3 protein-coding genes and 1 pseudogene are annotated in these 3,747 nt (G+C 58.0%); 2 read left to right on the forward strand and 2 right to left on the reverse strand.

The window, feature by feature from the left end:
- Positions 1 to 308 precede the first annotated feature (308 nt).
- Positions 309 to 926 (forward strand): annotated as a pseudogene (locus BBW68_RS09335) (MFS transporter); the annotation flags it as partial.
- Positions 927 to 967: 41 nt separating this feature from the next.
- Here BBW68_RS09335 and BBW68_RS09340 read toward each other — a convergent pair.
- Complete coding sequence (locus BBW68_RS09340; protein WP_070135146.1) at positions 968 to 1,888, reverse strand: LysR family transcriptional regulator; 921 nt, start codon at positions 1,886 to 1,888, stop codon at positions 968 to 970.
- A 120-nt stretch (positions 1,889 to 2,008) separates the two neighbouring features.
- On the opposite strand from BBW68_RS09340, the gene lysA reads away from it, so the two are divergent.
- Complete coding sequence (gene lysA, locus BBW68_RS09345) at positions 2,009 to 3,262, forward strand: diaminopimelate decarboxylase (protein ID WP_070135147.1); 1,254 nt, start codon at positions 2,009 to 2,011, stop codon at positions 3,260 to 3,262.
- 34 nt (positions 3,263 to 3,296) lie between these two features.
- On the opposite strand, the gene BBW68_RS09350 is transcribed toward lysA, so the two are convergent.
- Positions 3,297 to 3,747 (reverse strand): integrase core domain-containing protein (locus tag BBW68_RS09350; protein ID WP_148127616.1); only part of this gene is annotated, 451 nt, incomplete at its 5' end.

The following is a 3,747-nucleotide window of genomic DNA, read 5'->3' on the forward strand; positions in this document are numbered from 1 at the left end:
AGAACAGCCTTTAAAATAACCCGGACGATCCACAGACGTTTACCGGTGAGGAAGTTGTAACTGTCGCAAAATTTTACGCAGCTAACGGAATGGCGGAAGGCTTCGTGAAGACAATGAAACGGGACTATATCAGCGTGACGCCGAAGCCAAACCGTGAGGTGGCTCTGATGAACGTAGCGCCCTTACAGGGCGAGCGTCACGGCTTCGCCGTTCCGGTGCTTTGCATGACTGGAGCTCCGCTTTATACTCAGCTCCATGTATATATATCGCGCGTCCCGCCAAACTCCTTTTCACCGTCGATAACGCTGGCGAACGTGCTGGGCGTGGCGATTATCGGCGTGCTGGCATTTATCGGCCTGATCGTCAGCCTGCCAACCAACCGCGACGAAAAGCTGGTGCATCTGGCTTCCGAAGTGAGCGCGCTCAATAACGGCAAGCTGTCGTTGCTGCTGACGGTGTTCCGCCGCGATGTTCTCGCTGTTCAGCTACATTGCATCGCTGCTGCAGGTAACGGGCATCACTGACCGCGGCGTCAGCTGGACGCTGTTCCTGATTGGCGCTGGCCTGACGGTGAGCAATATCCTCGGTAGCAAGCTAGCCGACTGGAAAGTGTCGTTCAGCCTGATCCTCAGCTTCTCGCTGTCGCTGCTGTTTAGCTGGACCAGCCACTCGCTGTGGTTAGCGGAGATAACCCTGTTCCTGTGGGCTATGGCCACCTTCGCCATGGTTCCTGTGCTGCAAATAAACGTGGTGCGCCACGGTAAAGATGCACCAAACTTGGTGTAGACGCTATTTCGGCGTTTAACGTCGACAATGCGCTTGGAGCTTGAGTTGGCGGTGCAGTGATTGTCGGCGCCTACGGCCTGAGCGACGTACCGGTCGCGGCCGCCGTGCTGGCCCTCATCGGCCTGCTGGTCTGTCTGTAGATCTTCAGGGGTTCACGTGGTCGTCCGCAGGTGGCGAACGCTTAATTCAGTTGCTGCGCCAGGCGCGCGCTGAACAGGCCGATGTGCTGGTGCAGATGCTGACTGAAGGCGTCGACCAGCGCAGAAGTAGGGCGATGGCGCGGCCTGTTCAGACTGACGGTGAACGGCACGGCAATGCTAAAGCGCCGGATAGTCACTCCGCTGTCGGCGTAGTCAAGCGCCGTCAGCGGGTTGACTATCGATACGCCAATCCCCGCTTTAACCATCGAACACACTGATGCCGCACTGTGCGTCTCTATCACCATGCGCCGCTGCACTCCATGCTCAGCAAAAATTCCATCCACAATCTGCCGATAGCTGTCGGTGCGCGACAGGCTGATGTAGTTCTGCCCGTTGAAATCGGCCGGAGTCAGCACGGCGCGCTGCGCCAGCGGATGGTCGGCAGGCAGCACGCAAACTTCATCAGCGGTAAACAGCGCGCTGAGCTCGGTGCCTGCCGGAATATGAGTGGTTTCTGTCAGGCCAAGATCGTAGCGCTGCGCCGACAGCCACTCCTCCAGTAGCGGCGACTCCTGCGGAATAATATTCAGGCTCAGATCCGGATAGCGCTGCATAAACGGCTGGCACAGCAGTGGCAGCAGCGACTGCGAAAACACCGGCAGGCAGGCCAGCGACAGCTCGCCCTGACGAAACTGGCGCAGCCCTTCCGCCGCGCTGATGATACGATCCAGCCCGTACCACGAGCGCTGCACCTCCTCGAAGAGATGCAGCCCCTGCGCTGTGGGTTGCAGACGGCCGCGCACCCGCTTAAACAGTTGCAGGCCGGTCAGCTTCTCAAAGCGCGCCAGCTCGCGGCTGACGGTGGGTTGGGAGGTGTGCAGCAGCGCCGCGGCTTCCGTCAGGTTGCCGGTGGTGATTACCGCGTGAAAAATCTCAATATGACGTAACGAAACCCCGGCCATGATCTGCTCCTCTAACTCTCACAACCTATATCATGGATGAATAGGGTTGGTTAAAACAGATATTTTTCTTCCGCCCCTTGCTGTGGCGTAATAGCTGCATAACCTTATGGAGAACTGCTTATGCCACGCCTGCTTACCGACACCACCACCGCCCTGAATCAGGACAACCTGCTGCTGCTGGCGCTGCAATACGGTGGCCCGCTCTGGGCGTACGATGCGGCGATTATTAAAGATCGTATCAGCCAGCTACAGCAGTTCGACGTGGTGCGCTTTGCGCAGAAAGCCTGCTCCAATATTCACATCCTGTGTCTGATGCATGCGGCGGGTGTGAAGGTGGATTCAGTCTCGCTGGGTGAGATTGAGCGCGCGCTGGCTGCGGGCTATATGGCGGGCGGCGATGAGATTATGTTTACCGCCGACCTGCTGGATGAGCCAACGCTGGCCCGCGTTGCCGAGCTGAAAGTGCCGGTGAATGCGGGATCGGTGGATATGCTGCACCAGCTGGGTCAGGTCTCTACTAGGCATCCGGTGTGGCTGCGTGTCAACCCGGGTTTTGGTCACGGTCACAGCCAGAAAACCAACACTGGCGGTGAGAACAGCAAGCACGGTATCTGGCACGAGGATATGTCGCTGGCGCTGGAAGCTATTCAGTGCTACCAGCTGAAGCTGGTCGGCATCCACATGCATATCGGTTCCGGCGTCGACTACGGCCACCTCGAGCAGGTGTGTGATGCGATGATTAACCTAGTCGTGAGCTTTGGTCAGGATCTGCAGGCGATCTCCGCCGGTGGTGGCCTGTCGATCCCGTACCGCTTCGGGGAAGAGACTATTAATACCAGTCACTATTACGGCTTGTGGGACGCGGCGCGTCAGCGCGTGGCGCAGCACTTGGGCCACGCGGTGAAACTAGAAATTGAACCGGGGCGTTTCCTAGTGGCGGAGTCCGGCGTACTGCTGAGCCAAGTGCGCGCGGTGAAGAATATGGGCTGCCGTCACTTTGTGCTGGTGGATGCCGGCTTCAATGACCTGATGCGTCCTTCCATGTACGGCAGCTATCACCAAATTTCCGCAATTGCCGGTGATGGTCGCCAGCTAGATGAATCCACTACGCTGGAGAGCGTAGTGGCAGGGCCGCTGTGCGAATCCGGTGATGTTTTCACCCAGCTGGAAGGCGGCAAAGTCGAGACCCGTGCGCTGCCTGCGGTGAAAGTTGGCGACTGGCTGGTGTTCCACGATACCGGTGCCTACGGTGCTTCGATGTCTTCCAACTACAACAGCCGCCCGCTGATCCCGGAGGTGCTGTTCGAAAACGGCGAGCCGCGCCAGATCCGCCGCGCACAAACCGTCGCCGAACTGCTGGCGCTGGAGCTGTGATCTTGCCCCGTCATCTCCAGACAGCTTTTGTATCTTAAGTTAACGATGCCTGCTGCCACCGGTATTCCCTCGGAGAGGGATACCCCAGCGCGCTGTGCGGGTGGTTTTCATTATAATGCGTGAACGCTGCTGCAAGGTTTCGCAGGGCTGTTCTCACCTCCGGTTTTGACATGAACGCGATATAGTCTTCCTTCATCGTTTTCACGAACCGTTCGGCCATGCCATTACTCTGTGGGCTACTCACCGCTGTTGTACAGGGCTCTAGGTTCAGCTCTCTGGCAAACTTCCTCGTTTCATGCGCGGTATACGCTGAACCATTATCCGTCAGCCACTGCACCGGTATGTCCGGCAACCTGTCGCCGAAGCGCTTTTCCACCGACTTCAGCATCACATCCTGCACCGTCGAATTGTCGTAGCCTCCGGTGCTTGCCGCCCAGTCTATGGCCTCTCTGTCACAGCAGTCCAGCGTGTAGTGGTCAACTAAT

Origin of the sequence: Candidatus Erwinia dacicola (assembly GCF_001756855.1) — a bacterium.
GTDB lineage: Bacteria > Pseudomonadota > Gammaproteobacteria > Enterobacterales > Enterobacteriaceae > Erwinia > Erwinia dacicola.